Annotated in this window: 24 protein-coding genes and 1 pseudogene; 15 read left to right on the top strand and 10 right to left on the bottom strand. The window is 61.7% G+C overall.

Features of this window, described 5'->3' with window-relative positions:
- From KU43P_RS06295 to recX, 8 genes are all read left to right on the top strand, one after another.
- Positions 1 to 846, top strand: coding sequence for a phage tail protein (locus tag KU43P_RS06295; protein WP_317661600.1), 846 nt, complete (start codon positions 1 to 3; stop codon positions 844 to 846).
- A complete protein-coding gene (locus KU43P_RS06300) occupies positions 821 to 1027 on the top strand; it encodes a tail protein X (protein ID WP_317661602.1) in 207 nt (68 codons plus the stop codon). The genes KU43P_RS06295 and KU43P_RS06300 overlap by 26 nt, the downstream gene beginning before the upstream one ends.
- 4 nt (positions 1028 to 1031) lie before the next feature.
- The gene (locus KU43P_RS06305; RefSeq protein WP_317661604.1) at positions 1032 to 2066 is read left to right on the top strand and encodes a phage late control D family protein; all 1035 of its coding nucleotides are present in this window, start codon (positions 1032 to 1034) and stop codon (positions 2064 to 2066) included.
- A 27-nt stretch (positions 2067 to 2093) separates the two neighbouring features.
- Positions 2094 to 2642, top strand: coding sequence for a glycoside hydrolase family 19 protein (locus KU43P_RS06310; RefSeq protein ID WP_317661605.1), 549 nt, complete (start codon positions 2094 to 2096; stop codon positions 2640 to 2642).
- Positions 2639 to 3115, top strand: a complete 477-nt coding sequence (locus KU43P_RS06315) for a lysis system i-spanin subunit Rz (protein WP_317661607.1) — start codon at positions 2639 to 2641, stop codon at positions 3113 to 3115. The genes KU43P_RS06310 and KU43P_RS06315 overlap by 4 nt, the downstream gene beginning before the upstream one ends.
- A 180-nt stretch (positions 3116 to 3295) precedes the next feature.
- Positions 3296 to 3778 (top strand): CinA family protein, encoded by a 483-nt coding sequence (locus KU43P_RS06320; protein WP_317661609.1) that lies wholly within the window; start codon positions 3296 to 3298, stop codon positions 3776 to 3778.
- 103 nt (positions 3779 to 3881) lie between these two features.
- Positions 3882 to 4949 (top strand): recombinase RecA, encoded by a 1068-nt coding sequence (recA, locus tag KU43P_RS06325; RefSeq protein WP_317661611.1) that lies wholly within the window; start codon positions 3882 to 3884, stop codon positions 4947 to 4949.
- Between the two features lie 22 nt (positions 4950 to 4971).
- Positions 4972 to 5439 carry a recombination regulator RecX gene (recX, locus tag KU43P_RS06330; protein WP_317661612.1) on the top strand — a complete coding sequence of 156 codons (468 nt, stop codon included), beginning with the start codon at positions 4972 to 4974 and terminating at the stop codon, positions 5437 to 5439.
- 6 nt (positions 5440 to 5445) lie between these two features.
- Here the strand turns inward: recX and KU43P_RS06335 are convergent, their stop codons facing one another.
- Positions 5446 to 6564 carry an LOG family protein gene (locus tag KU43P_RS06335; protein ID WP_317661613.1) on the bottom strand — a complete coding sequence of 373 codons (1119 nt, stop codon included), beginning with the start codon at positions 6562 to 6564 and terminating at the stop codon, positions 5446 to 5448.
- A 300-nt stretch (positions 6565 to 6864) separates the two neighbouring features.
- Here KU43P_RS06335 and KU43P_RS06340 point away from each other — a divergent pair, with 300 nt between their 5' ends.
- Entirely contained in the window at positions 6865 to 7068 is a 204-nt protein-coding gene (locus KU43P_RS06340; protein WP_317661615.1) for a hypothetical protein, read from the top strand.
- Here KU43P_RS06340 and KU43P_RS06345 read toward each other — a convergent pair whose 3' ends face one another.
- Positions 7069 to 7488 (bottom strand): quorum-sensing-regulated virulence factor family protein, encoded by a 420-nt coding sequence (locus KU43P_RS06345; RefSeq protein WP_317661616.1) that lies wholly within the window; start codon positions 7486 to 7488, stop codon positions 7069 to 7071. It lies immediately after the preceding gene.
- On the opposite strand from KU43P_RS06345, the gene KU43P_RS06350 reads away from it, so the two are divergent.
- From KU43P_RS06350 to KU43P_RS06365, 4 genes are all read left to right on the top strand, one after another.
- A complete protein-coding gene (locus KU43P_RS06350) occupies positions 7487 to 7630 on the top strand; it encodes a hypothetical protein (protein ID WP_317661618.1) in 144 nt (47 codons plus the stop codon). The genes KU43P_RS06345 and KU43P_RS06350 overlap by 2 nt on opposite strands.
- Positions 7631 to 7711: 81 nt before the next feature.
- The gene (locus KU43P_RS06355; RefSeq protein WP_317661620.1) at positions 7712 to 8422 is read left to right on the top strand and encodes a tRNA-uridine aminocarboxypropyltransferase; all 711 of its coding nucleotides are present in this window, start codon (positions 7712 to 7714) and stop codon (positions 8420 to 8422) included.
- Between the two features lie 179 nt (positions 8423 to 8601).
- Complete coding sequence (gene erdR / locus KU43P_RS06360; protein WP_317661621.1) at positions 8602 to 9252, top strand: response regulator transcription factor ErdR; 651 nt, start codon at positions 8602 to 8604, stop codon at positions 9250 to 9252.
- Positions 9253 to 9325: 73 nt separating this feature from the next.
- Positions 9326 to 9688 (top strand): diacylglycerol kinase, encoded by a 363-nt coding sequence (locus tag KU43P_RS06365; RefSeq protein ID WP_008094698.1) that lies wholly within the window; start codon positions 9326 to 9328, stop codon positions 9686 to 9688.
- On the opposite strand, the gene finR is transcribed toward KU43P_RS06365, so the two are convergent.
- Positions 9685 to 10611 (bottom strand): LysR family transcriptional regulator FinR, encoded by a 927-nt coding sequence (gene finR / locus KU43P_RS06370; RefSeq protein WP_317661624.1) that lies wholly within the window; start codon positions 10609 to 10611, stop codon positions 9685 to 9687. The two genes, KU43P_RS06365 and finR, sit on opposite strands and share 4 nt — an antisense overlap.
- Before the next feature lie 118 nt (positions 10612 to 10729).
- On the opposite strand from finR, the gene fpr reads away from it, so the two are divergent.
- The gene (fpr, locus tag KU43P_RS06375) at positions 10730 to 11509 is read left to right on the top strand and encodes a ferredoxin-NADP reductase (RefSeq protein WP_023381933.1); all 780 of its coding nucleotides are present in this window, start codon (positions 10730 to 10732) and stop codon (positions 11507 to 11509) included.
- Between the two features lie 66 nt (positions 11510 to 11575).
- Here the strand turns inward: fpr and tsaA are convergent, their stop codons facing one another.
- The 7 genes and pseudogenes from tsaA to rimO all read right to left on the bottom strand — a co-directional run bounded on the left by tsaA (position 11576) and on the right by rimO (position 17226).
- A complete protein-coding gene (gene tsaA, locus KU43P_RS06380; protein WP_317663750.1) occupies positions 11576 to 12271 on the bottom strand; it encodes a tRNA (N6-threonylcarbamoyladenosine(37)-N6)-methyltransferase TrmO in 696 nt (231 codons plus the stop codon).
- 6 nt (positions 12272 to 12277) lie between these two features.
- A complete protein-coding gene (locus KU43P_RS06385; RefSeq protein WP_317661625.1) occupies positions 12278 to 12739 on the bottom strand; it encodes a DUF1456 family protein in 462 nt (153 codons plus the stop codon).
- 47 nt (positions 12740 to 12786) lie between these two features.
- A complete protein-coding gene (locus tag KU43P_RS06390) occupies positions 12787 to 13497 on the bottom strand; it encodes an rRNA pseudouridine synthase (RefSeq protein WP_317661627.1) in 711 nt (236 codons plus the stop codon).
- Positions 13498 to 13618: 121 nt separating this feature from the next.
- Entirely contained in the window at positions 13619 to 14074 is a 456-nt protein-coding gene (locus KU43P_RS06395; RefSeq protein WP_317661629.1) for a GNAT family N-acetyltransferase, read from the bottom strand.
- A gap of 245 nt (positions 14075 to 14319) precedes the next feature.
- Entirely contained in the window at positions 14320 to 14502 is a 183-nt protein-coding gene (locus tag KU43P_RS06400; protein WP_317661630.1) for a zinc finger domain-containing protein, read from the bottom strand.
- Between the two features lie 148 nt (positions 14503 to 14650).
- A pseudogene (locus KU43P_RS06405) lies at positions 14651 to 15778 on the bottom strand (IS4 family transposase); the annotation flags it as partial.
- A gap of 116 nt (positions 15779 to 15894) precedes the next feature.
- Positions 15895 to 17226, bottom strand: a complete 1332-nt coding sequence (gene rimO, locus KU43P_RS06410; RefSeq protein ID WP_317661631.1) for a 30S ribosomal protein S12 methylthiotransferase RimO — start codon at positions 17224 to 17226, stop codon at positions 15895 to 15897.
- Between the two features lie 234 nt (positions 17227 to 17460).
- On the opposite strand from rimO, the gene KU43P_RS06415 reads away from it, so the two are divergent.
- Complete coding sequence (locus KU43P_RS06415; protein ID WP_317661632.1) at positions 17461 to 19359, top strand: potassium transporter Kup; 1899 nt, start codon at positions 17461 to 17463, stop codon at positions 19357 to 19359.
- Positions 19360 to 19381 lie beyond the last annotated feature (22 nt).

A 19381-nucleotide genomic window follows, 5' to 3' on the forward strand; every position in this document is an offset into this window, starting at 1 on the left:
ATGACCTACCTGGAACAGTTGCAAGGCGGCTTGCATGCACTGGTCAAGGCGGCAGAGGCGGGGCGTCGGCGTGCCGACGCCATGCTCGACCCGATGAACCAGGCGGTCGGCCATGTCAAGGAGGCGGCCGCCGAACTCGAGGGCCTGCCATGGATCGGCCCGGCTATCGGCAAGCGCCTGCAACGCACGATGCGCGCCATCGATTCGGCCAAGCAGCGCGTCGACAAAGTGATGGCCAAGTACGACCACGCCGTCGACGTGGTGCGCAAGGTGCAGGACCGTGTCGACGCCTTCGCCGAACACCTGGGCAAGGCCGGTGCGGCCATTCGCCGGGTGATCGGGGATGCGCGCGCGGTCGCCAAGGGCGTGCTCACGACCTTTGGCTTCGCGCCCGACGCAACCCCTGCAGCAGAGGCGATCAAACCGTTCGCGCACTTGCTGGTGCTGCAGCCATTGAAGGCCAATGCCGCACCTTACTACTTCAATCTCGACACTGCTGCCTTCGACCAGCTACGCCGGCAAACGCGTTTTCGCTGGGCCGGGCAAGAACGCCTGAGCCGCGAGAACGCTCAGCAGGCAGTAAGCCTTGGCGAAGAAACCATCAGCATCCGTGGTGCGATCTTCCCTGGTTTCAAGGGTGGACTGGGGCAGTTGCAGGCGCTGCGTGGCATCGGCCGCCAGCTCTTGCCGCTGTCGTTGACCACCGGCTACGGCGAAGTGCTCGGTACCTGGTGCCTGACCAGCATCGAGGAAGAGCAGGGCGCCTTGCTGGCCGGCGGCATTCCCCGCAAACAGGGTTTTTCACTGGAGTTCGTCAGCTATGGTCAAGACCTGCAAAACGTCTGAGGGCGACGTGCTCGATACCCTCTGTCATCACTATTACGGGCACCTCGATGGCAGTGTCGAGGCCGTGCTGCAAGCCAACCAGGGGCTGGCCGAGGAGGCCCAGCCTTTTCGCAGCGGCGTGAGCATCCGCTTGCCAACCTTGGCGACGGTGCCGGCCAATACCGTGCAGCTCTGGGACTGATGCCATGAAACCGCTTTTTCGCATTCAGGCCGATGGCCGGGATATTACTGGGTTGATCAATGATCGCCTGTTGCTGCTGCGCACCACCGACAAGCCAGGGATGGAGTCGGACGACTTCGAGCTGCGCATCGACGCCCGCGACGGCACTGTGGCGTTGCCCGCCCGCGGCGCGCTGATCGAGGTGCATCTGGGCTACGCCGGCCAGCCGCTGACCCGGCTGGGGCGTTACACCGTCGATGAGGTCGAGCTGTCCGGCCCACCCGACACCCTGGTGATTCGCGGCAAGGCCAGCGACCTGCGTGGCAGCGGCAGGACCGTGCGCAGCGGTAGCTGGGAGTCCGTGCCACTGCAGCGTATCGTCACCGAGATCGGTGCACGCAATGGCTGGCAGACGATCTCCCCGGTGCTCACCCTGGTACCACGCGTCGATCAATACAACGAGTCGGACTTCAACTTCATCACCCGCTTGGCCCGCCAGTACGACTGCACCGCCAAGCTCGCCAACGGCCAGTTGCTGGTGCTGCCGCGCCAGGGCGGGCAGAGCGCCAGCGGCAAGCCCCTGGATGTAGTCGGCATTGCCCGAAACGAGGTCAGTCAGTGGCATTTCCGCCTGGACGACAAGGCTGCACGCAAGGCTGTGCGCACCCGCCACCTGGACGCGGCCAGCGGTGAGACGAAGACCGTGGAGCGGGTCAACGATGAGGCAACCGATGGCCAGCGACCGGTGCATACCGATCGCCATCTGTACCCCAACCGTGCTGCGGCCGAGCAAGCGGCCCGGGCGCGGCTTGCCAGCTTCAATCGCGACACTGCCAGTGTGCGCCTGGAGCTGCCAGGGCGCACCGACCTGTTTGCCGAGCGCAGCATCGATCTGCAGGGTTTTGTCCATGGGCTGGACGGGCAGTACCAGATCGACTCGGTGGAGCAGGTGTTTACTGAGTCGGGGTGGCGTACCACGGTGCAAGGCAATGGCGGCAAGGCAGGCAAGTTGAAGGCCAAGGGCACGGCGCCGCGCCGTGGGGCCACGACCAAGGCCTGAAGGGCAATTCACTCAAGGAGGTCAGACATGCTCACAGAAACGCAATTGTTACAGATCTTGCCTAACGCCCGCCCCGTCGCGGGCGTTTTTCTTTCTGCGCTGAATGTTACGTTGCCACGCTGGGAAATCGACAGTCCCAGGCGCGTGGCGGCATTCATCGCCCAGGTCGGCCATGAGTCCGGCCAGTTTCGCTACGTGAAGGAACTCGGTAGTGATCGTTATCTGGCCCGTTACGACACTGGTAGCCTGGCACGGCGCCTGGGCAACACACCGCAGGCAGATGGCGATGGCCAGTTGTACTGCGGGCGCGGCCTGATCCAGGTCACCGGGCGCAACAATTACCAGGCCTGCAGCCGTGCGCTGTTCGGCGACGAGCGTCTGCTGGCGCAACCGCAGCTGCTCGAGCAACCGCGCTGGGCCTGCGAGTCGGCGGCGTGGTTCTGGCATTCGCGTGGGCTCAATGCCTTGGCCGACCGGGGCGACTTCAACCGTATCACGCGCCATATCAATGGCGGGCTCAATGGGCTGGAGGAGCGCCTCACGCTCTGGGCAAGGGCGCGTGAGGTGCTGTGTTGAGTCGGTTGCAACGAGGGCTTGGCGCACTTTTGCTTGTACTTTGCGTTGCGCTGACCTGGCAGGTTCAAGGCTGGCGCTACGGGCGGCAGTTGGCCCAGCAGGCGCAAGCGCAGGCCGAAGCCGAAGCTGCGCGGCAGCTTGCCGAGCGTGAGCAGCGCCAGGCCCTCGAGCAGCGCCTGGAGGAAAGTGAAACCCGTCACTTCGAGGAGCTTACCCATGTGCAACAGTCTCAGGTTCGCCTGCGTGATCGCCTTGCTACTGCCGATCTGCGCCTGTCGGTCCTGGTCGAGCGCGGCGCCGTCTGCGGTGCAGTGCCTGCCGCCGCCAGCGCCGGCGGCGTGGATCATGCAACCGTACGCGCCGGACTTGAGCCGGCGCATGCTGGACGAATTATCGCCATTACCGACGAGGGGGACCGGGGGTTGATTGCGTTGCGGGCTTGTCAGGATTATGTGCGGGGGTTGCGGCGGTGATTGTTGTGGGGAGTAAGTGCTTGCCTTCAGCTTTTTTGTGTTCATGAGACCGAGCGCCGCCCGCGCGACGCTCGGTTTCAACCGCGCCATAGCATTCGATCCGTGCCCCCGGCTCACTCCCTCCAAGACATGCCCCACCCCCAAATGCTACGGTGTCCCGCATCCCCCAAGGAGCCCACCATGGACCCGATCACCGCGCTTTCCACCCGCCTGGGCGAGCACCTGCGCCGGTTCAACGCCCAGGTGACCACCGCCGAATCCTGCACCGGCGGCGGCATCGCCGAGGCCATCACCCGCGTGCCCGGCAGTTCAGCCTGGTTTGAGGCCGGCTATGTCACCTATTCCAATAGCCAGAAAACCCGCCAGCTGAACGTGCCCGCTGGGTTGTTCACCCAGGTAGGTGCAGTCAGCCAGGAGGTGGTCGAGGCCATGGCCCGTGGCGCCCGGCTCGCCAGCGGGGCGCGCTTTGCGGTGGCCGTCAGTGGTATTGCCGGGCCCGACGGCGGCTCGCCGGCAAAGCCGGTGGGCACCGTATGGCTGGCCTGGGCCGATGGCGATCATGTGTACAGTGAGCGCCGCCACTTCGACGGTGACCGCGAAAGCGTGCGCCGACAGACGGTGATCGCCGCGTTAGACGGCTTGTTACAGCTTGGTGCCGAGTAATTCGACGACAGGGGTTTGCTCAAGCGCTTGGCTGTGGAATAATACTGGCTACTTATACAGGTATTCCGGCCATCAGGGCCACGTCGAACACGTGAGGATTTCAATGGACGACAACAAGAAGCGCGCCTTGGCTGCGGCCCTGGGTCAGATCGAACGCCAATTCGGCAAAGGCGCTGTCATGCGCATGGGCGATCACGAGCGCCAGGGTATCCCGGCCATCTCGACCGGTTCGCTGGGCCTGGACATTGCTCTGGGCATCGGCGGCCTGCCAAAAGGCCGCATCGTCGAGATCTATGGCCCGGAATCGTCGGGTAAGACCACGCTGACCCTGTCGGTCATCGCCGAAGCCCAGAAAAACGGCGCCACCTGCGCCTTCGTCGACGCCGAACACGCCCTCGACCCTGAATACGCCGGCAAGCTGGGCGTCAACGTCGACGACCTGCTGGTCTCGCAGCCGGACACCGGTGAGCAGGCCCTGGAAATCACCGACATGCTGGTGCGCTCCAACGCCGTTGACGTGATCATCGTCGACTCTGTGGCTGCCCTGGTACCCAAGGCCGAAATCGAAGGCGAGATGGGTGACATGCACGTCGGCCTGCAGGCCCGTCTGATGTCCCAGGCGCTGCGCAAGATCACCGGCAACATCAAGAACGCCAACTGCCTGGTCATTTTCATCAACCAGATCCGTATGAAGATCGGCGTGATGTTCGGTAGCCCGGAAACCACCACTGGTGGTAACGCCTTGAAGTTCTACGCCTCGGTGCGCCTGGACATCCGCCGCACTGGCGCGGTAAAGGAAGGCGACGAAGTGGTGGGCAGCGAAACCCGCGTCAAGATCGTCAAGAACAAGGTCTCACCACCGTTCCGCCAGGCCGAGTTCCAGATTCTCTACGGCAAGGGCATCTACCGTAACGGTGAGATCATCGACCTGGGTGTATCCCAAGGGCTGGTGGAGAAGTCCGGTGCCTGGTACAGCTACCAAGGCAACAAGATCGGTCAGGGCAAGGCCAACGCCGCCAAGTACCTGCAAGAAAACCCGGCCATCGGTGCCGAGATCGAGAAGCAGATCCGCGAAAAGCTGCTCAACTCGGGTGCTGTTGCTGCTGCCGGCAAGGCCGCGGCTACTGAAGCCGATGCCGACGATATGGCTGATGCCGACGCCGGTTATTAATCTGCGTTGGTAGAGCGACTGTATGTCCGTCGTACTCGACACCCCCGTCGCCGTCCGGCGGACAGCCATGGACCTGCTCGCGCGCCGCGAGCACGGTCGCGTCGAGCTGACGCGCAAACTGCGTCAGCGCGGCGCTTCGGATGAACTGATCGAGCCTGAGCTCGATCGGCTCGCCGAAGAGGGGCTGCTTAGTGAAGCTCGCTATCTTGAGAGTTTTATCCGATACCGCTCCAATGCAGGTTATGGTCCCGCACGTATTCGTGAGGACTTGGGCCAGCGTGGTCTGAACCGCGGCGACATCGACCAGGCACTACGCGAAAGCGGTGTGGACTGGGCGGAGCGGTTGCAGGAGGCCTGGCAGCGCAAGTTCGCCGGCCAGCGCCCGCAAGACCCCCGTAGCCGTGCTCAGCAGACCCGATTTCTCGCGTACCGTGGGTTTCCCATGGACATGATCGGCCGCCTGCTCAGCGGCCGAGATTTGTACGACTGAAGCCGCCTAACTGACCTTCAACGCTTCCCGTGCTCGTTGCGTGGTATGCATGGGCTGCGGCTTTGCCCAGTTCTCCGGCAGGTTGATGAAGTCCACCAGCTCACGCAGGCGGCCTTGATCGCGCCCATTGAAGGCAAAGGTCAGTCGGGTCAGGTGGCTGAAGTTGCCAACCTCATGCTCTGCGCCACTGTCTGCATGCTGATGGTATTTGCCGCTCAGGCGCAAATCGGCGAAACCTTCCTGAATCTCGAACAGCGCGGCATCGCTGAGCCGGTGGTGCATGCGTATCACGAACTGGTTCTTCAGCCAGCGGCTGGAGTGATAGTTGCTGTAGAACTGGTTGATCTCCTCCACCGCGTCGTCAGCGCTGTACACCAGGCGCAACAGCTTCAGGTCGCTGGGAAGGATGTAGCGGTTTTCCTGCAATTGGCGGCTGATGAAATCCAGGCAATCGCGCCAGAACGTGCCGCCCGGCGAGTCCAGCAGGACCACCGGCACCAGCGGGCTTTTGCCAGTCTGAATCAACGTCAATACTTCGAGTGCTTCATCGAGGGTGCCAAAGCCACCTGGGCAAAGCACCAGGGCATCGGCTTCCTTGACGAAAAACAACTTGCGAATGAAAAAGAAGTGGAACGGCAACAGCTTGTCGGTACCGTCCACGGTCGGGTTGGCATGTTGTTCGAAGGGCAGGGTGATGTTGAAACCAAGGCTGTGCTCACTCCCGGCGCCTTCGTGGGCTGCCGCCATGATCCCGCCGCCGGCGCCGGTAATGACCATGAGATCGGAACGGGCCAGGGTAGCCCCCAGTTCGCGTGCCAGTGCATACATCGGATGCTCGATCGGGGTGCGCGCCGAGCCGAACACGGTCACCTTGCGCCGCCCCTTGTAGCGCTGCAGGGCGCGGAAAGAATGGTCGAGTTCGCGAAGCGCCTGCAGGGTGATCTTGGCGCTCCAGCGGTCACTGTCATCGTGGGCCATGCGCAGGATGGTCAGCATCATGTCGCGGTACAGGGGCAGGTTGGGGCTGTCAGGCGCGACCAGTTGCAACTGCTCGTCGATCTTGCTCAGGTCGATGCCGCTGTCCCTGAAGTGATTGAACAGATGTTCATTCGATTGGTAAGGCATTCAACGTCTCCTTCTGCAGCAAAACCTCTGACCGAGCCGATGGCGTGGCTCGGCCGCGACACTGCGTGTGTCGCTGGCTGCTCTGGCTCGAGTGTGCATCCCGAGCATTGCAGTTGGCCTTCAGGCCGTGATGCAGGGTGTCAGTCCATCTTGTTGTTTTGTCACTCTTCGCTATCAATCTAGACCCTTGCGCACGATCGTGCAGGCAAGGAGCGTGGGGCCACTCGTCGGGGTCTGGCCATCGTTGCCGAGGGTTTGGTTAACTGGAGAAGCGAAACGTGTCGATGCAGGAGGTGGCCTATGCATCGCTTGGTCATCAAGGTGGACCGGGAGCTCTATCAGCAACTGGAAAATGCCGCGCAGGATCACCATGTGAGCCTGGAGGAGGAGTGTCGCCGAAGGTTGGCGACGCTGGAGTGCCAGTCACGCTACCTGCAGGCGCTGCTGGCGGAGATGCGCGCCGACGAAGAGGCCCGGCGCGCCGAAGGTGTGCAGGTTACCTGATCACTTCTTCTTGTTGCCGGCGGAGCAGCTGGCAGCATCGAAAGCCTGGTCCATGAACGGCTGGTTGGTCTTGTAGACGGTGAAGTGGTAGACCATCACTGCGCCTTTGGACATCAGGTTACGATAACCACTGTTGCGGCATACGCTGTCGCCGAGCTGGCTGCGCACCTGTGCCGGGTTTTCCTGCATGCGCGCGGCATGCTCGGCGCGTACGCTGAGGTGGTTGATCAGCGCATTATCTTTGACGGTGTAGCCCTGGTCGAGAATGTCCTCGTTGATGGCGCGTGGGGTGCCGACACTGCTTTCCTGAGCAACTTTCTGCAGCATCTTGTTCAACTCGAACTCCTGCTTGGACGCTGCCTGGGCGGCGAGTGGCAGTGCGAGCAAAAGGCTCAGGGTCGGGGCGATAAGACGCAGCATGAATCTCTCCTGGTTCGATGACTGGCGCTTTGACATGCGCCGGTGGCTGGCGTTCCATGAACACTTCGGCTTCACCGGCAAATTTCCAGCCGCCAAAGCGCCGATTATAGGGGACCAGCGCGTTCCGCTGCACGGCAAATGACGCACGCTCTGGTAGACTGGCGCTTTGTTCAAACCGAGTTTTCGCAGTGTCCAGTCACAACCCTGTCAAAGGCTTGCCAGCATGAGCCATGCGGTAGCGCGCCTGCGCGCCGAACGCCTGGCACGTAGTAACAAACCGTTCATCGCTCGCGGCTCACGTGCCGAGCGCTGCCCTGGCTGCCGGGTCATTGCCACCCATTGCCTGTGCGCCTGGAAGCCGCGCGTGCAAGCCGACTCAGGGGTGTGCCTACTGATGCATGATACCGAGCCATTGAAACCGACCAATACCGGCTGGCTGATCGCCGACCTGATCGAGGACACTTCTGCCTTCGGCTGGTTGCGCACCACGGTGGACGAAGGTCTGCTGGCGCTGCTCGACGACCCCCAATGGCAGCCCTACATTGTCTTCCCCGGTGAATTCGTGGCCCAGGAGCGTGTGGTGAGCGAAGTGCAGCGCGTAGCGGGCAAGCGGCCGCTGTTCATCCTGCTCGATGCCACTTGGACGGAAGCGCGAAAGATGTTTCGCAAGAGCCCGTACCTGGATCGGTTTCCGGTGCTGAGCCTGCAGGCCGAGCAGATGTCGCGCTATCGCCTGCGCCGTTCCAAGCGCGACGACCATTTTTGCACGGCCGAAGTCGCGGCCATGTGTTTGGAGCTGGCAGGCGACAGCCAGGCCTCCCAAGCGCTGGATGCGTACCTGGACGTGTTCAGCCTGCACTATCTCAGTGGCAAGCGCCGCCTGCCGCTGGATGAGCAGGATGACGTCCACCAGCGTTTGCATACCTTCCTATAGTCCAAGGGGCAGCAGCTCCACTTTGGTTCATAATGACGGGGCTGGCAGCCAGGGTGGGCGAGGCGGCGGGGCGATTGGCTTGACCACTCCTGACCGTGCTCGGCATCCTTGGCGCCGATTCCCCGCCAGGCGCTATCACTACCCCGCATGCGCCTGCACAGAACAGGATCCATAGATCGATGGCCACTTACGAAATCCTGATAGCCGATGACCACCCGCTGTTTCGTAGCGCTCTGCGCCAGGCCGTTACCCTCGGCCTGGGCACGGATGTGCGTCTGGTTGAAGTGGCGAGCATCGCCGAGCTGGAAACCCGCTTGAGCGAAAAATCCGACTGGGACCTGGTCCTGCTCGACCTGAACATGCCGGGCGCGTATGGCTTCTCTGGGCTGGTCCTGTTGCGAGGGCAATATCCGCAAATTCCGGTTGTGATGGTTTCCGCCCAAGAAGAGGCTGCGGTGGTGGTCAAGTCGCGCGAATTTGGCGCCAGTGGCTTCATTCCCAAGTCCAGCGGCCTGGAAGTCATTCAGGACGCCGTGCGCAAGGTGCTCGACGGTGACGTCTGGTGGCCACCCCAGGCCTTCGAGAAGGTCGACGTGTCGGCCGAAGCCAAGGCCGCCAGCGAAGGCCTGGCCAGCCTCACGCCGCAGCAGTTCCGCGTGCTGACCATGGTCTGCGAAGGCTTGCTGAATAAGCAGATCGCCTACGAGCTGAATGTGTCGGAAGCGACCATCAAAGCCCACGTGACGGCTATCTTCCGCAAGCTCGGCGTGCGCACCCGGACGCAGGCGGCGCTGTTGCTGCAACAACTTGAATCGGTTGCAAGTAGTTGAGATCCTGCGTCTTCACGCTTTTTTGACCCGCGCCGGTCTAGTCTGCTGGCCTTTTATCTGTGAAGTGACTCACATGTCGCCATTCAAAGGCCAGACCGGCCTCAAACGCATCTTCAACGCCGCCGGCTATTCGCTGGACGGTTTGCGCGCCGCCTTCAAAGGTGAAGCAGCCTTCCGCCAGTTGGTATTGCTCAATGTCCTGTTGATTCCGATCGCCTTCTGGCTGCCAGTCAGCCGTGCCGAACGGGCGATCATGATCGCGGTGTGCCTGCTCGGATTGATCGTCGAGCTGTTCAACTCTGCAGTGGAGGCGGCCATCGACCGAATCTCCCTCGAACGCCACCCGTTGTCGAAGAACGCCAAGGACATGGGTAGCGCCGCGCAGCTGGTGGCGCTGACCATGGTCGCGCTGGTTTGGGGCGTGATTCTGCTTTAAGCGATAGGCGGCAATACGATTTCATCACTGCGGGTAAAGCCCGCAGTGAAGTTGCGACAGAGTTCGAGAAACTCGCGCATGGCCGAAGTCTGGTACTTTTGTTTGTGCCAGATGAAATAGAACTGTCTCATCAGGTCCAGCTCCGGTGTCTCCACCGGTACCAGGCTGCCACGGCGGAATGCATCACGCAGGGCCATGCGCGAAATGCAGCTGATGCCCAACCCCGACTCCACGGCCCGCTTGATCGCCTCGGTGTGCTCCAGCTCCAAGCGGATGTTCAGGTTGGCGCGATGATGACGCATGGCCTGGTCGAAGGTCAGGCGCGTGCCGGAGCCCTGTTCGCGCACGATCCAGTCCTCATGGGACAAGCGCTCGACATCGGCCCGGCCAAGCTTGGCGAGTGGATGTTGCGGGGCACAGAACACCACCAGCTCGTCTTCGACCCAAGGTTGCACCTCAAGGTCCGGGTGGTTGCAGTCGCCTTCAATCAGACCCAGATCAATTTCGTACTGTGCCACCTGGTGCACTATGTGAGCTGTGTTCTGCACGTGCAGTTTCACCTGGCTTTCCGGGTGTACCTGCATGAAGCTGCCGATCAGCAGCGTGGCCAGGTAGTTACCGATGGTCAGCGTAGCGCCCACCGCCAGCGAGCCGAAACCGGACTTGCCGTTGAGCAAGTCTTCAATTTCCTTGGCCTGGTCGAGCAGTGCAACTGCCTGAGGCAATAGCTGATGGCCAAGGGCGTTGAGGGCCAGACGCTTGCCCGCGCGGTCGAACAGTTGGCAGCTTGATTGCCGCTCAAGCTCGGTGATCGATGTACTGGCGGCCGATTGCGACAAAGCCAGCACGCTGGCGGCTCGAGAGACGCTTTGGTGCTGGGCTACGGCAACGAAGACCTGGAGCTGACGAAGTGTAAATCGCATATCTATATAACCGATAACACATATCTTGATAATTCAGTTAACAGATATTGTCGCTGCCCCTAAACTATCGCGCAACTGCGCGTCTTGCGCGCTGCGTTTTTCTTCAGGAGCCCCATAGATGAGCAACATGAACCACGAACGTGTCCTCAGTGTGCATCACTGGAACGACACCCTGTTCAGCTTCAAGTGCACCCGCGACCCGGGCCTGCGCTTCGAGAACGGTCAGTTCGTGATGATCGGCCTGCAACAGGACAATGGCCGTCCGCTCATGCGCGCCTATTCCATCGCGTCGCCGAACTGGGAAGAGCATCTGGAATTCTTCAGCATCAAGGTGCCGGACGGCCCGCTGACTTCCCAGCTGCAGCACCTGAAGGAAGGCGACGAGATCATCATCAGCAAGAAGCCTACCGGCACACTGGTACTTGACGACCTGAACCCAGGCAAGCACCTCTACCTGCTGAGCACCGGCACCGGCCTGGCGCCGTTCATGAGCGTCATTCAGGATCCGGAAACCTACGAGCGTTTCGAAAAGGTGATCCTGGTGCACGGCGTTCGTTACGTGAACGAAGTGGCCTATCGCGAGTTCATCACTGAACACCTGCCGCAGAACGAGTTCTTCGGTGAGGCCGTGCGTGACAAGCTGATCTACTACCCGACCGTGACTCGCGAGCCGTTCGAGAACCAGGGCCGCCTGACCGACCTGATGCGCAGCGGCAAGCTGTTCAGCGACATCGGCCTGCCACCGATCAACCCGCAGGATGACCGTGCGATGATCTGCGGTAGCCCGAGCATGCTCGACGAGACCAGCGAAGTGCTCGACAGCTTCGGTTTGAAGATTTCGCCGCGTATGCGCGAGCCGGGTGATTACCTGATCGAGCGTGCCTTCGTCGAGAAGTAATGCGAATGCAGCAATAAAAAACGCAGGCCTTGGCCTGCGTTTTTTATTGCTCAAGGTTCATGGGCTTCAGCTTTCGCGTACCACTTCCAGCACCCGAATCACATCGGCCTGGGGGTATTGCCAACGGACCTGCACATCCCAGAACTTCACCCCGTACACGCGCTCCGGCGCAGGCACCTGGTAGGCCGGACGTGGGTCCTGGGCCAGGCATTGCTCGATCAGCTCCACCAGCGGCTCGCCCAGGCGCAGTGCATGGGCCCTGGCCTGGGGCAGGGCAACGTCGCCCCATTGCACGGCAATTGCCTGAGGCGCAGCGCTGGCCATGAGGTTGCTCGCCCCGGCGATGCTGTCGGCGTAAGGCACATAGGGCTTGATGTCGAGCACTGGTGTACCGTCGAGCAGGTCGATCCCCGACAGCAGCAGCCGCCCCGGCTCCACGCCCTCCAGGCGCACCACCGATTGGCCGATGCCATTCGGGCGGTGCGTCGCACGGGTGGCGAACACCCCCATGCTCTTGTTGCCGCCCAGGCGCGGTGGGCGCACTTTCAGGCGTGGCTTGTCTTCCAGGGCCTGATGGAACAGAAACAGCAGCCAGACATGGCTGACCTGCTCAAGGCCCTCTACGGCATCGCCCTGGTCGAAGGGCGGCAGCAGTTCCAGCACGCCACGTGCCGCGGGCGCCAACTGCGGCTGGCGCGGAATGGCGAACTTCTCCTTGAAGCAGGAGCGCACGATGCCGACTGGTGTGACCGTGTGCTGCATGGTCACTTAGCCACGCACCCGAAGGGTCAGGCCCTTGAGGAAGTTGCGCAGCAATTGGTCGCCGCACGGGCGGTAGTTGTCATGGCCGACCTTGCGGAACAGCGCGCTGAGTTCGGGTTTGGACACCGGGAAGTTGACCGATTTGAGGATCACGTGCAGGTCCTCTTCCTTCAACTCGAAGGCCACCCGCAGCTTTTTGAGGATGGTGTTGTTGGTCACTGGCAGTTCGACCGGTTGCGGTGCACGGCTGTCGTCCTTGCCGCGGCGGTGGATCACCAGGCCGTCGAGGAAGTGCGCCATCACCCGCTCTGGGCAGCGTACAAAACCTGCCTCGTCTTCTTTCTTCAGGTAGGTGGCGAGCACCACCGGGTTTACCTCGAGGCCGGACAGCGCGATGATTTCGGCCATCTTGGCGTCGTTCACCTTGAGCATGTAGCGCAAGCTGCGAAGGACATCGTTGTGGTTCATTGCTACAGAATCCTGTTCAGAAGCCGTGCCTGAGCGCGGCGTATTACTTAGAAACGTTCGGTGCTGGCCAGGTAGCGCCATTGCCCCAGGGGCAGTTTGCCCATGGCCACGCCACCCAGGCGAATGCGGCGCATGCTGCGCACTTCCAGGCGCAGGTAGGCGCACAGTTCGGAAATCTGTCCGGGTTGCGGGTTCTTCAGCGCCAGGCGCAAGTGGGTTTCGTTCTGCCAGCTGGCCTTGGCCTTCGGCAACTCCCGGTCATTGCGGGTTGCCCCGCGCGCCAGCCTTTCCAAAGCCTGCGGCGTGGTCTCGCCGCGCACCTCGATGATGTATTCCTGCTCCAGCTTGCGCAGGTCGGCGTCGATCTTGCGGGTTACCCGCCAGTCCTGGGTATATACCTGCAGGCCGCTGGCGCCGCGTTCCAGCGGTGCGACACAGGACAGCCGGGCGAAGTGCCCGTGCAGCGGCCGTACACCTTCGCGATGGGCTTCGCTGAGGTTGCCCAGATTGATGCTGGCGCGCGCCGTCTCGCTGTCGATGCCTGCTTGCTGGTTGAGCAGCAAGGTCACCGGTTCAAGGGTTTCTGCCCTGGCGCCTGGCAACAGCGCGATGCGCTGGGCGTCCACCTTGAACTGTGGTTGCTCGACCACGATGCCATCGACCGTGACCCAGCCCCCCTCGATATACAGCTCGGCCTCGCGGCGGGAGCAACCGAGCTGCTCGATGAGGCGTTTGGACAGGCGGACGGGTTCGGACATGGAGGTCGATTCGCAATGCAGGGAAAGACCGCCATTGTACCTGCCCATGGCCGCTAGATGATGGGAATCTGTGTCAAATGCGCCATTTCAGAAACATTGCACGGCTTCCTACTTAGGCGTCCTAGGACGTTGTACGAATCAGTTTCATATGGAGCAGGGGATAGGGTTGCCCCAAACCGTCGGTTTCCGAGCGGCCAATCACTTCGAAGCCTTCGTGCAGGTAGAAGCCCAAGGCCTGCGGGTTCTGCTCGTTGACATCCAGGGTCTCGGCGTTGAGCTCGGCGATGGCGTAGCGCAGCAGGCGTCTGCCGACGCCCCGGCCGCGATAGGCTGGAGCGACGAACAGCATGTCGACACGGCCGTTGGCGACACCGGCGAAGCCGCAGATGCGTTGGTGGTCTTTGCAGCAGATGAGCATCACGGCGTCGAGATAGCTGCGCAGGACATGTTCGCGCAACAGCAGGATGTAGGCATCGGGAAGGAAATCGTGGGTCGCGCGTACCGAGTCTTCCCAGACCTGGACCAGCGCCGGGTAGTCTGTCAGATGCGGGGTTTGCAGCGTCAGTGCCGAATGCATGGCGATGTCCTCTGGGGCCCTGAGGAAACCATAGATGCAAAAAAAAACCCCGCCAGTAGGCGTTTCGAACTAGTCGGGGGTGACCTGGCCACTTGCGATAAAATTTCTAGCGCTGTCGACGGGGGGGGGCTGGATGTGGGCATTGATGGCGACCCTAGTCCGCTAGAGGCCTCAGGCGACCCATAGGCATAAATGTAAGTTGGTGGTAATTCGATAATGTCACTCATAAAAAAGCACCTTTTGAGTTAAATGACTTTCGCGAATAATTTCGCTTGTATGTCGCTCAAAGGCGATGGCTCGGGGCTCAGGGCCCTCTCATGATTCAATGTCCCACAACGGGAGCACTTGATCTGGAGCTGGGTGACTCCCGCCACTCGGGCGAGAAGTCGTTTGCAATTACCGCAACGGATGTCTCTAAGCATCTGCAAAGCCTTAAGTTTTTCTGCTAGGCTCCGCCACGCTCGCGCGAGCAGTGAGGCCTTGGCTGGCTTGCAGGCTATCTCTGCGATCTGGCGTCTCCCTTGGGTGTGTCAGCACCCTCTGGAGTCGCCCTCTCTTTTTCTCGCCGCACAAATGACAGGCCGGTTTGAAGCGTATGTCCGACGGTGTTCGACCAAAGGCAGGCTTGGCTGGCCTCCCGGTGGATGATGTTGTAAGCCAGCAACAGTCCCCAGACTTCCTGATAAATCAGCTCGACCTTCTTGCTGCGCAGCGTCACGGCATTCTGCTGCATCGAGCTTTTGATAGCTCGAAAGCCTAATTCAATCTCCCAGCGCTCCAGGTACAGCTCGGCCACGGCCTTCGCGCTGTAGCCTTCCGTTGGCAGTGAAGTGAGTAGCGATCGGATCTGTCCTTGGCTTTCATAGCTGACCTCCCGCACCTCCCAGTGTGTGGGCAAGTTCGGGTTTCGCTTTCGAGCCTGAGGCGAGACCTTCATCCGCACACGGCGATCGTGCTCGCCATAACGCTCGACTTCCTCCATGACCAGGTTCTTGCGGGCCGGCGTTAACCAGTGGCGATTGTCGCCACCCTCGGCGACGCTCAGCAACAAGTCTGCCCCCAAAAGCCTTCGAACAAGGTGGTCGAATTGTCCGGAATCTGCCCCGCAAAGGTCTCAGCCAAGCGCATCTCGCTGCCACGGTAGGGGCTGTGTTGGGCGTCGAGAATCACGTGGGAACGTACATTCATCAGTGCAACGAGGCGTAGCATCGGGAATGGTGTCTGGCGTTCAGTGCCGGTGTTGCCCGAGCCGAAATGCTCTCGCAACTCAGGCGAGTCGGGCGTTCGCAGTAATGCGCCGTCCACCGCGAACACTTGCAGGACGTTCCAGTCATCACCTTCGTATCGCTCGCAGCCCCACTGTTTACCGGTCTGGCGGAACAAGGAGTCGACTGGGTCGGCACCCAATCGTTTACGTGCTTCGGTCACGCCGCTACGCGCCAACAACTGGTCAGAAGCCAAGCCTTGAGCGCAGATATTCAGCCGCCTGGCCACTTCATGAACAGGCTCATCGCGGAACAGGGCCATGCCCAGCACCAACCAAAGCACCTGATCGCTTGGCAGGCGCCGCCGCCGGATGGTGGCTTGCGCCGAGAGGTTAAGCGCACTGGCAACCCACTCAACAGGGATATTCTGGGTGAAGGCGCTAAGGTCGGAGAAATTGAAGAGATCGCCGAGATCGAGCAACTGCTGCTGATTGGGCACAAAAAATCCGATACCAGGGGGCTGGTATCGGATTCTCTAGAAACCCCGGCTTGGACTCAAATGCTTAAGTGAACAGCATTACGCCAGTAGGCGGGGCTTGGTTGCGGGTGCAAGCCTCAGACAGGCTCGGCCCACATGTCATACTCGTCGGCATCGACGACTCGGCAACGTACCTTGTCACCCGGCTTGAAGCCGTGGTTGCCATCGATGAACACGCTGCCATCGATCTCCGGTGCATCGAAGAAGCTGCGGCCCACCGAGCCCTGCTCCTCGACTTCGTCGATCAGCACTTCGATTTCCTTGCCGATGCGCAGTTGCAGGCGTGCGGCGCTGATCGCCTGCTGGTGGGCCATGAAGCGATCCCAACGGTCCTGTTTGACGTCGTCCGGCACTTCGTCCAGGCCCAGGTCGTTGGCGGGTGCGCCCTCGACCGGCGAATACTGGAAGCAGCCGACACGGTCGAGCTGCGCTTCGGTCAGCCAGTCCAGCAGGTACTGGAAGTCTTCTTCGGTCTCGCCCGGGAAGCCGACGATGAAGGTCGAACGGATCACCAGTTCAGGGCACTGTTCGCGCCAGTTCTTGATGCGCGCCAGGGTGCGGTCTTCGAAGGCGGGGCGCTTCATCGACTTGAGTACCTTGGGGCTGGCGTGCTGGAACGGGATGTCCAGGTACGGCAGGATCTTGCCGGCCGCCATCAGCGGAATCACGTCGTCGACGTTCGGGTATGGGTATACATAGTGCAGGCGCACCCAGGCACCCAAGCTGCTCAGTGCTTCGCACAGCTCCAGCATGCGGGTCTTGACCGGGCGGCCGTTCCAGAAGTCGGTCTTGTACTTGACGTCGACGCCGTAGGCGCTGGTGTCCTGGGAGATCACCAGAATTTCCTTGACGCCGGCCTTGACCAGGCGCTCGGCCTCACTAAGCACTTCGCCGACCGGGCGGCTGACCAGCTTGCCGCGCATCGACGGGATGATGCAGAAGCTGCAGCTGTGGTTGCAGCCCTCGGAAATCTTCAGGTAGGCATAGTGGCGCGGGGTCAGCTTGACGCCCTGCGGTGGTACCAGGTCGATAAGCGGGTTGTGGTCCTGGCGTGGCGGCACCACTTCGTGCACGGCGTTGACCACCTGCTCGTACTGCTGCGGGCCGCTGACCGACAGCACGCTCGGGTGCACGTCACGGATGTTGCCTTCCTCGACGCCCATGCAGCCGGTGACGATGACCTTGCCGTTTTCCTTGATCGCTTCGCCGATCACTTCCAGCGATTCGGCTTTGGCGCTGTCGATGAAGCCGCAGGTGTTGACCACCACCACATCGGCGTCTTCGTAGGTGGGCACGACTTCATAGCCTTCCATGCGCAGTTGGGTGAGGATGCGCTCGGAATCGACCAAAGCCTTCGGGCAGCCCAGGCTGACGAATCCGACCTTAGGGGTGGCGGGAGTGGTGGACATGACTAACCTCGGTATTGAATGCAGCTCGCCCCACCGGTGGCAGGGCGAACCTGGCGGGCGCTGTGGGCGCCTCTGATCAAAAAGTGCGCAATTCTAGCGAGCGCAAGGTCGCTTGACCAGCACAAAAGCGACGAACGCTGCGCTATGCTTCGCACCGTTGCGTCCAGGCGTCGGTGATGCCTTGGCGCGGGGGTGAAATCTACCGGTCGTTGCGGCCGTTTGCGGGAGTGGTCGATGGTTCAGGCAAGCAGTCACGCCGAGGGCGGGCAGGGGGCGACACGCTCGATCAGCCTACTGGTGGCAGCTGTTGGGGTGGTCTATGGCGATATCGGCACCAGCCCGTTGTATACCCTCAAGGAAGTCTTCACTGGCGGTTATGGCGTTCCGGTCAATCATGATGGTGTGCTGGGGATTCTGTCGCTGATTCTCTGGTCGCTGTTGTGGGTGGTATCTTTCAAGTACGTGATGTTCATCCTGCGAGCCGACAACCAGGGTGAGGGCGGTACCATGGCGCTGACCGCGTTGGCGAGGCGGGCTACGGCCGCCTACCCGAGGCTGCGCACGCTGATGGTCATCTGCGGGCTGATCGGTGCCTCGCTGTTCTACGGCGACAGCATGATCACCCCGGCGGTTTCGGTGCTGTCGGCGGTAGAGGGCATGGGCCTGGCGTTCGATGGCATCGACCACTGGGTGGTGCCGATCTCGCTGGTGGTGCTGGTGGCGCTGTTTCTGGTGCAAAAGCACGGCACGGAAATAATCGGCAAGGCGTTCGGCCCGATCATGGTCGCCTGGTTTCTGGTACTGGGGGCGTTGGGGGTGCATGGCATTTCGCAGACCCCGGAAGTGCTAAAGGCCTTCAACCCAGGCTGGGCGGTGAACTTCTTCGTGGTCCACCCCGGCATGGGCGTGGCCATCCTTGGCGCCGTGGTGCTGGCATTGACCGGCGCCGAGGCGCTGTATGCCGACATGGGGCATTTCGGCCGCAAGCCGATCGCCCGCGCCTGGTTTGCCTTGGTGTTGCCGGCGTTGGTGCTCAACTATTTCGGTCAGGGCGCGATCCTGCTGCAGAACCCCGACGCGGCACGCAACCCGTTCTACCTGCTGGCGCCTGGCTGGGCCCTGCTGCCGTTGGTGGGGCTGGCGACCATGGCCACGGTGATTGCCTCGCAGGCGGTGATTTCGGGCGCCTTCTCCCTGACCCGGCAGGCCATCCAGCTCGGTTACATCCCGCGCATGCAGATCCAGCACACCTCAAGTGACGAGCAGGGGCAGATCTACATTGGTGCGGTGAATTGGACGCTGATGGTTGGCGTGGTGCTGCTGGTGATCGGCTTCGAGTCGTCTGGTGCCCTGGCGGCGGCCTACGGCGTGGCGGTGACTGGCACCATGCTGATGACCACCATTCTGGTGTCGGCGGTGATGCTGCTGTTGTGGAAGTGGCCACCGGTGCTGGCGGTGCCCGTGTTGCTGGGCTTCCTGTTCGTCGATGGGCTGTTCTTTGCCGCCAACGTGCCGAAGATTCTCCAGGGCGGTGCTTTCCCGGTGCTGGCGGGTGGCGTGCTGTTCCTGCTGATGAGCACGTGGAAGCGCGGCAAGCAGATCCTGGTCGAACGCATCGATGAAGGCGGTTTGCCACTGCCGGTGTTCATCAGCAGCATTCGCGTGCAGCCGCCACACCGGGTCGAAGGTACGGCGGTGTTCCTGACTGCACGGCCTGATGCCGTGCCCCATGCGCTGTTGCACAACATGCTGCACAACCAGGTTCTGCACAGCCAGGTGGTGTTGCTGACGGTGGTCAGCGAAGACCGACCGCGGGTGCCGGAGCAGGAGCGCTTCGAGGTGGAGTCATACGGCGACGGGTTCTTCCGCGTGCTGCTGCACTTCGGCTTCATGGACGAGCCGGATGTGCCTGCTGCGCTGAAGCTGTGCCATCTGGACGAGCTGGATTTCAGCCCGATGCGCACGACTTATTTCCTGAGCCGGGAAACGGTGATTGCGTCGCGGTTGGAGGGGATGTCGCGCTGGCGGGGGAACCTGTTTGCGTTCTTGCTGAAGAATGCCAACGGTAACTTGCGCTTCTTCAACCTGCCGCTCAACCGGGTGATCGAGCTGGGGACGCAGGTCGAGATCTGAATGAGGCCTGGGGCTGCTTGGA

This window comes from Pseudomonas sp. KU43P (assembly GCF_033095865.1).
In the GTDB taxonomy this organism is placed as follows: domain Bacteria; phylum Pseudomonadota; class Gammaproteobacteria; order Pseudomonadales; family Pseudomonadaceae; genus Aquipseudomonas.

What these genes read in the sequence shown, in the direction of transcription:
- KU43P_RS06295 (WP_317661600.1), top strand. Translation starts at nt 1, where the DNA reads ATGACCTACCTGGAACAGTTGCAAGGCGGCTTGCATGCACTGGTCAAG.
- KU43P_RS06385 (WP_317661625.1), bottom strand. Translation starts at nt 12,739, where the DNA reads ATGAACCACAACGATGTCCTTCGCAGCTTGCGCTACATGCTCAAGGTG.
- tsaA (WP_317663750.1), bottom strand. Translation starts at nt 12,271, where the DNA reads ATGCAGCACACGGTCACACCAGTCGGCATCGTGCGCTCCTGCTTCAAG.
- KU43P_RS06320 (WP_317661609.1), top strand. Translation starts at nt 3,296, where the DNA reads ATGGACCCGATCACCGCGCTTTCCACCCGCCTGGGCGAGCACCTGCGC.
- erdR (WP_317661621.1), top strand. Translation starts at nt 8,602, where the DNA reads ATGGCCACTTACGAAATCCTGATAGCCGATGACCACCCGCTGTTTCGT.
- finR (WP_317661624.1), bottom strand. Translation starts at nt 10,611, where the DNA reads ATGCGATTTACACTTCGTCAGCTCCAGGTCTTCGTTGCCGTAGCCCAG.
- KU43P_RS06310 (WP_317661605.1), top strand. Translation starts at nt 2,094, where the DNA reads ATGCTCACAGAAACGCAATTGTTACAGATCTTGCCTAACGCCCGCCCC.
- KU43P_RS06415 (WP_317661632.1), top strand. Translation starts at nt 17,461, where the DNA reads ATGGTTCAGGCAAGCAGTCACGCCGAGGGCGGGCAGGGGGCGACACGC.
- KU43P_RS06395 (WP_317661629.1), bottom strand. Translation starts at nt 14,074, where the DNA reads ATGCATTCGGCACTGACGCTGCAAACCCCGCATCTGACAGACTACCCG.
- recX (WP_317661612.1), top strand. Translation starts at nt 4,972, where the DNA reads ATGTCCGTCGTACTCGACACCCCCGTCGCCGTCCGGCGGACAGCCATG.
- rimO (WP_317661631.1), bottom strand. Translation starts at nt 17,226, where the DNA reads ATGTCCACCACTCCCGCCACCCCTAAGGTCGGATTCGTCAGCCTGGGC.
- KU43P_RS06335 (WP_317661613.1), bottom strand. Translation starts at nt 6,564, where the DNA reads ATGCCTTACCAATCGAATGAACATCTGTTCAATCACTTCAGGGACAGC.
- KU43P_RS06345 (WP_317661616.1), bottom strand. Translation starts at nt 7,488, where the DNA reads ATGCTGCGTCTTATCGCCCCGACCCTGAGCCTTTTGCTCGCACTGCCA.
- fpr (WP_023381933.1), top strand. Translation starts at nt 10,730, where the DNA reads ATGAGCAACATGAACCACGAACGTGTCCTCAGTGTGCATCACTGGAAC.
- KU43P_RS06390 (WP_317661627.1), bottom strand. Translation starts at nt 13,497, where the DNA reads ATGTCCGAACCCGTCCGCCTGTCCAAACGCCTCATCGAGCAGCTCGGT.
- KU43P_RS06300 (WP_317661602.1), top strand. Translation starts at nt 821, where the DNA reads ATGGTCAAGACCTGCAAAACGTCTGAGGGCGACGTGCTCGATACCCTC.
- KU43P_RS06305 (WP_317661604.1), top strand. Translation starts at nt 1,032, where the DNA reads ATGAAACCGCTTTTTCGCATTCAGGCCGATGGCCGGGATATTACTGGG.
- KU43P_RS06365 (WP_008094698.1), top strand. Translation starts at nt 9,326, where the DNA reads ATGTCGCCATTCAAAGGCCAGACCGGCCTCAAACGCATCTTCAACGCC.
- KU43P_RS06350 (WP_317661618.1), top strand. Translation starts at nt 7,487, where the DNA reads ATGAATCTCTCCTGGTTCGATGACTGGCGCTTTGACATGCGCCGGTGG.
- KU43P_RS06340 (WP_317661615.1), top strand. Translation starts at nt 6,865, where the DNA reads ATGCATCGCTTGGTCATCAAGGTGGACCGGGAGCTCTATCAGCAACTG.
- KU43P_RS06355 (WP_317661620.1), top strand. Translation starts at nt 7,712, where the DNA reads ATGAGCCATGCGGTAGCGCGCCTGCGCGCCGAACGCCTGGCACGTAGT.
- recA (WP_317661611.1), top strand. Translation starts at nt 3,882, where the DNA reads ATGGACGACAACAAGAAGCGCGCCTTGGCTGCGGCCCTGGGTCAGATC.